This is a genomic window from Saccharospirillum alexandrii (genome assembly GCF_004000275.1).
Classification (GTDB): domain Bacteria; phylum Pseudomonadota; class Gammaproteobacteria; order Pseudomonadales; family Natronospirillaceae; genus Saccharospirillum; species Saccharospirillum alexandrii.
Window position 1 is genome coordinate 1 of the sequence record NZ_RCIP01000010.1, and the last position, 6,787, is coordinate 6,787.

The 6,787-nt window shown below is 38.1% G+C and carries 5 protein-coding genes; all 5 read left to right on the forward strand.

Features of this window, described 5'->3' with window-relative positions; all coding sequences use genetic code 11:
• On the forward strand, positions 1-1,190 hold a 1,190-nt coding region (locus EP166_RS20965), incomplete at its 5' end, for an O-antigen ligase family protein (RefSeq protein ID WP_220432670.1).
• A gap of 44 nt (positions 1,191-1,234) precedes the next feature.
• Positions 1,235-2,509: a glycosyltransferase family 4 protein gene (locus tag EP166_RS20970; RefSeq protein WP_164744051.1), complete on the forward strand. Its 1,275-nt coding sequence runs from the start codon at positions 1,235-1,237 to the stop codon at positions 2,507-2,509.
• Positions 2,497-4,446: an asparagine synthase (glutamine-hydrolyzing) gene (gene asnB / locus EP166_RS20975; protein WP_127560816.1), complete on the forward strand. Its 1,950-nt coding sequence runs from the start codon at positions 2,497-2,499 to the stop codon at positions 4,444-4,446. The genes EP166_RS20970 and asnB overlap by 13 nt, the downstream gene beginning before the upstream one ends.
• Positions 4,447-4,602: 156 nt before the next feature.
• A complete protein-coding gene (locus tag EP166_RS20980) occupies positions 4,603-5,967 on the forward strand; it encodes a glycosyltransferase (RefSeq protein ID WP_127560818.1) in 1,365 nt (454 codons plus the stop codon).
• Between the two features lie 711 nt (positions 5,968-6,678).
• Positions 6,679-6,787: transposase (locus EP166_RS20985; protein WP_164744052.1), on the forward strand; the 109-nt coding region annotated here is incomplete at its 3' end.

Below are 6,787 nucleotides of genomic sequence, written 5' to 3' on the forward strand. Positions count from 1 at the left end.
TTTTTTTTGAGTACTTCAGGCCTCAATCTATATATCCTTCGTTTGACGTACTACCATGGACGAAACTCTTCTTGCTAGGTGCTATAGCTCTAGGGTTTACCGACAAGAAAGCCAAGATAGCTTGGTCTTGGACTCATACATGGATCCTACTTTTTACAATACAAATTCATATTTCATTTCTATTCGCATACTACCCGTCCTGGTCTGAAATGAATCACATCAATTTCTTTCAATGGGTGATCATATATCTCTCGATAACTATGATAGTGACAACTAAAGAGCGTTTCTATGTCTTCCTATTGGTGTTTTTCTTATGTTCACTTAAAATTGCAATTGGAACATCGTGGATATTTCTATCTAGAGGTTTATCATTCACTGGCTGGGGACTTAAGGGTCCACCTGGTTTTTTCGAAAACTCTGGAGAGCTTGCAATACAGATGGTAATTCTGTTTTCACTAACAATATACTTTATCGTTAGTGTGTGGAAGTATTCAGGAAGGCTAGAAAAAGTATTCTTATTAATAGCGTTGGTTTCCCCGGCATTAACTGTTATGGGAGCAAGTAGTCGAGGTAGCCAAATTGCAATATTTATAGTTTTACTATGTTATTTTCATATAAGAATATTTAAACCGAAAATTCTAGTGGCTGCATTTGGTTTTGGCCTTACTTTGTTTGCCTTAATTCCCGAAGAACAAATGGGAAGGTTTCAAACCATCGGAGAGGACAGAACGTCAGAGCAAAGAATACTATACTGGACTAACGGCTTGGAGATGATTCGTAAGCATCCATTAACAGGAGTTGGTTACTATAATTTCATCCCTTATTACTCTAATGAGTATCCCGAGGATGTGCTATTTGTGAACAGTGCTGGTCAGACTGTCGCCGAGCTGCCACACAATATACTAATACAAGTTGGGACAGATGCCGGGATACCTGCAATCGCCTTTTATCTGTTAATCATGTTTTCACTTAAAAAGAAAATTTCTAGGTATATTGATCCTGTTCTTATTAATATCCATAAAGGGTTATTGTTAGGTGTTGTTGGTTTTTTTATCGCGGGTCAATTTGTAACAGTAGGCTACTACCCGTTCTTGTGGATATCTGCTGCACTAATAAGTAGTCTCGCTAACAGTATGAATTCAAAATTGAGCCATAGTACTAGAAATAAAGTAATTGAAGCTAGTAGATAGCTAACATATACCGAAAATGCAAAACAGTCTACATGAGGGAATATATGGAATGTAAACGGAAAAAAGACAAGCTACTTTGGGTGTCTCATATGATACCTTATCCACCAAAAGCTGGCTTGTTAAACAGAAGCTATAATATTATTCGCGAACTATCTAACGAATATGATCTTGATTTGTTTTGTCTCAGTCAAAGACAGTTGGTTGAGCCATACTTTGAGAATTACTCTTTAGGTGTTCAGGAATCAATCAGAACACTCCAAACATATTGTGTTAATTTGCATATTGAAAGTAAGCCAATAGTATCTAGCTTTTTAAGAAAGACCTTCCTAACAATTAAAAGCCTTCTGAAAAAGTATCCTTACTCAATTGAATGGCTAAGTAGTAAAAGTTTCAAGAAAAGTATTGAACGTCAATTATCTTTGAGTGAGTATGACCTTATTTATATAGATACTATATCGTTAATTAAGAATATTGACTTGAAAAAACTACATGGAAAAACCATACTCATCGGGCATCATAATATTGAATCAGAAATGATGAAGAGACGCTCTTTTAACACCAAAAATTTTGCAATGAAAACACTGTATTGGATTGAGTATAAAAAGCTATTGCGAATTGAAAAAAAAATTAGCCGAGAAATAGACTTGAACGTAGTCTGCTCATATGATGACAAAAAAGTGCTAGATTCAATATGCGAAACTACTAATAGCATCGTCGTTCCTAACGGGTTTGATTTTGGTTTAATCGAGAATTTTAAAAGAGACCCGAAAACTAACAGCCTTCTATTTATCGGTACAATGGACTGGTATCCTAATGTCGATGCGATTACTTACTTTTATGATGATATTTGGAAAAGATTAAAGCTTGAAGTCCCTGATATTGAGATAGACATTATTGGGAGTAACCCACCAGAAAGGCTAGTGAAAATACAAGAAAATGACCCTAGTTTCAGAGTGCACGGGTTTGTAGAAGATATAAGTAATTTCCTTTCTTCTGCATCTGTGTACGTCTGCCCTATACGAGACGGAGGGGGGACTAAGCTTAAACTTATTGAGGCATTCGCACACAGAATACCATGTGTAGCAAATCCTATATCTTGTGAGGGAATTGAAGTAGAAAATATGCAGCATGTGTTACATGCAAGCAATCCAGATGAATATGTGGAATGTATAAAAAGTATTTTGGAAAGTCGGGTGAATGGGCATGAATTAGCTGAAAGAGCATTCGAATCAATTTTTGCTAAATATAACTACGAGAAGATAGCAAAAGATTTCACTAAGTCCGTGACTGCCTATAGGAGCACGAAATGTGCGGAATAAATGGAATTGTTGATCTAAGTAAACAAATTGATGAAGTTAGTAGCCAAAGCAATTTGCTTCAACTAAACGAAATGAATGAAAGCATTTTGTATCGCGGGCCAGATAGTGAGGGGACCTTTGAGTCCTCTAACAAACGCGTATACCTCGGGCACAGACGATTATCTATAATCGATATCTCAGTCTTAGGTAATCAACCAATGACTTCAAAGAACGAAAACTATGTTATTGTTTTCAATGGTGAAATATATAATTTTATAGAATTAAGGAGAGAGCTAGAAGAAAGAGGAGTAAATTGTCAATCTACTTCTGATACTGAGGTATTGCTAGAGCTAATAGCATACGTCGGAGTCGAGAAAGCGTTAGAAAAAATAATAGGAATGTTTGCTTTTGCACTTTATGATAAAGTTCGTGACGTACTTCATTTAGCACGGGATAGACTTGGTGAGAAACCATTGTACTATGGAAGGGTTGGCAATAGATTTGCCTTTTCATCAGAATTAAAAGGAATTGAAGTCCCATTTAATAAATCAATGACTGTAAGTAAAGAGACGGCAAGCCTATTTTTTACCTATGGTTACTTTCCAGGGGAAAGCACAATTTTTAACGAGGTTTATAAATTAGAACCAGGTAAAATTTTGACGTTTAACCTCACTACCGAAATTATTTCTAAAAAATCTTACGATAAGAAAGAAGCACCTCAGGCTGATTCATCAAAGTTACCTCATTCCGAATTAGTGAACAAATTTGACTTAATTCTCCAGAAAGTAATATCTGACCAAATGGTGTCTGATGTTAGTTTAGGGAGCTTTCTATCTGGTGGCATAGATTCAAGTTTAGTAACTTCTATAATGAGTAGTATCAGTAATAGACAGATAGAGACATTTACTATTGGATTTGATGATAAACAATTTGATGAATCTCGAAAAGCTCATGACATTGCTAAGCACCTTGGTGCCATCTCGAATATTATTGAGATATCTGAGCGAGATTTGTTGGGCTTAGTAGACACTATCGTCTTGCATTTAGATGAGCCATTTGCCAACGCGTCGGCTATACCGTCATTTTTGCTGTCCAAATTCACCAAAAACAAAGTGAGCGTTTGTCTGTCAGGGGATGGCGGCGACGAGTTGTTTATAGGATACAATAGATATTCTAAAGCTAAGCGTTTGTTCGAACTGGCAAGTTCACAACCAAAATATATGAAGCAATCTATGGGTGCAGTTATCAGAGTGCTTCAATCACTTCCTGTTGATTCAGTATTAAATAAGCTTGCAGAATATTCTAATCAAAGATTAGGAGTAAACTACGAATCTAAGATAAAAAAGTTAAAAATAATTAATGAGTCGATCTCAGCAGAATCTTTGTATAGAAAGTTGATTAGCTATTCAGATGTGAGGCTAACAGTATTTGACTCAGTGAGTTCGAAAACCTTATATGATAGAAGCAGTTTTGACTTTGATAGTGATTTTATTAAGTCAGCTGCAGAATGGGATGTGAAATATTATTTGCCAGGAGATTGTCTGTATAAGACAGATAGAACTGCAATGGCTAACTCGCTAGAGGTAAGAGTGCCTTTGCTAGATAGTAGAATAACTTCTTTTGCAAATTCACTATCTATAGAGCAGAAGCTTCACAATAAAACAGAAAAAGCGATATTGAAAGACACATTGAGTAAGTATGTGCCACCTCGCCTATTCAATAGGCCAAAAATGGGGTTTACAGTGCCACTTGGAAAGTGGATTACTGGTCCTCTATCTAATGATATCAAGCGCTATCTGAGTTTTGAGAATATTACAGCTGTTGGTATATTAGATTATGAAGTTGTTAGTAACATGGTGTCTAAATCTCAAAGAGGAAGCAGAGTTTACGATAATGCTATTTGGGCTTGCTATGTATTTCAGAAGTGGATGATAAGCCGAGGGTATCTTTATGCATAGGATGTTCAGATATCGACACCCTTACTGTAAACTTGATAATGCTCATAATAAGCTATGAGTATAGAATGTGCCCATTGATAATTTCTTGCGTTAATATGCTATGCGAGATCTACTGATGAGCATAATATTAGTTAAAGCTAGACATGGAGCTGAGTAGTGACTGATTATTCAAGAAAGATAGTCTATAGCTTTTTTTTCAGGCAAAAATCTTTGTTTATTTTGCACACTAAATTTGCATTGCCAGTAAGCCAAGTTTTGAAATTGATAGCGATGCTATGCTTAGCTATTAGAAAAAAGAGATTGGGTGTGACGCTATTATTAAAATCTGCCAGAGTTTCATCGAATGCAAGTACCACAAATAGAGTACGAAAAATTGTAGAAGCTGACAAACTACTTGAACACGAGAGTAGTTTGCTAGTTGGTATGCTACCTCCTTTAGAAGGGAGGGGGATCAATGATTTAAGCAGTCGTACACTGATTCTTAAAAAGCCTAGAATTATAGATGGGGAATTAATTGAGAAAGGAGTTCTAATAGTTAAGTTTACTGAAACATTTAGTGCTTTTTATCAGTTGATTGATGCAGACGAACTGAGTACATTTTTTAACATTATATTAGAGCCTAGTTGGGTAGGTTATGCCTTGCCAGAAATATTAGTATGGACCAGACTCCGCGTTGATAATAAAGTAGTGGTGTTATCGGGCTATGAGCGTGACTTTAGCTTCATAGAAGAGCTAAAAAGTAATCTTGTTCCATCAACAATTGGTCCGGCGGATTGGGTTAATCCAGAGACTTTTGTTCCAAGCGATAGCAATGATAAGGAATTTGACTGCATCTATGTAGCGAATTTTGACAGCGCAAAGCGAGTTGATAGGTTTCTACAAGCAGTTGTAAATGTAACAAAGTTGAATGATCAGTTCAAACCAGCATTGGTATGTGCTAGCCATGGTGGGAACAAGAAAGACATTTTGGAAATAGTAAAGTGGGCGCAGTCTAAGTCTAATCTCAAGTTTTATAGTGGGATGAGCCAAGCGGAGTTGAGTCGACTTGTTGGCTCCTCTAAAGTTAACGTCTTAGTTTCACTCAGAGAGGGCGCCAACAAGGGGCTAGCAGAGGGGTTATGGTGTGATGTCCCGGCTTTATTGGCGAGCGAGTGTGTCTGTGGTAACACTCGTCACATAAATGAAGACACTGGGATGATTGTGTCAGACAGCGACCTTGAAAGTGCATTGATACGCTTTTCCCAAAGTCAACAAAATTTCCGTCCACGTAAGTGGGTTGAGGCAAATATATCACCTGCAATGACGTCTTTTAAGCTATCACGTATGCTTGAAGAAATGGATCGGGAGCTAGCTCTCGAGTGGACGAAGGATCTATTCGTGAAAACTAACTCTCCTGAGTTAACTTACATGGACAATTCGTTACTCTATCTCCATAAGTACAAGTCTGTTTTACTAACGAAGTTTGCTCGAGGGACATATTCAGATGTAGACATCCTACGCTACTTAGAGAGTATTGAATGAAGACATGTATTAGTTAAGTTATCCCCCATGAAACTAAGGGAGCGGAATAGTAGAATCTCATACACCCAATAGAGGAAGGAGTTTTTGCATGAAAAAGTCCAATTCTACTGACAGCTAGATTATGAACATCCTGTAACAAGCCAAGAATGGCTTGCCGGTAAGGTGCCTGAACTATGCCAGAAAATCTGGCAAGAGCGCGCCACTTCTTACTGGTGGCGCACCAAGTTCGGCTGTATGGTCAAGCGCATGAAAGAGCTTAAGGGCTAAAGCCAGCGGTTGAAGAAGACGTATGCCGAAGAGCGGCTCAAGTCTATACTCCGTAAGGAAGCTCTTGAGGGAAAGTGATAAACCCATCTCTGGGTCGCGAGTTAGCGCAAGAAACGGTTGCAGCGGTTCTTTGTAGCATTTGCCATGCCTGTGTGACCATGTGTGTCAGTGAGGCCTGCTATCGCTACCAAGCCAAACTTAGCACTGAATATGCTGAAATTGGGGACCTGTTGTTTACATTGACCCATAACCAGCGTAACTCGGGCTTCGGATTCTGTTTTCCGTATCTGCGCAATGTGGAGAATTCTCTTTGGAACCAATTGCGCGTTTATCCGATCTATCGTGAGCTGTACCTTAGTCTTCGTATCAAATGTAAACACCCCTGTTTTAGTTGCACTGTAAATTAGAGTTCTCCGGCCTACAATAAGGCAATCGGAGGACAACATGAAGAAATCACGGTACAGCGAGTCACAGATCGTTAAGATTCTGAAAGAGGTTGAAGGTGGCAGACTGGTCAAGGAGGTGTGTCGGGAGTACGGCATCTCCGATGCGA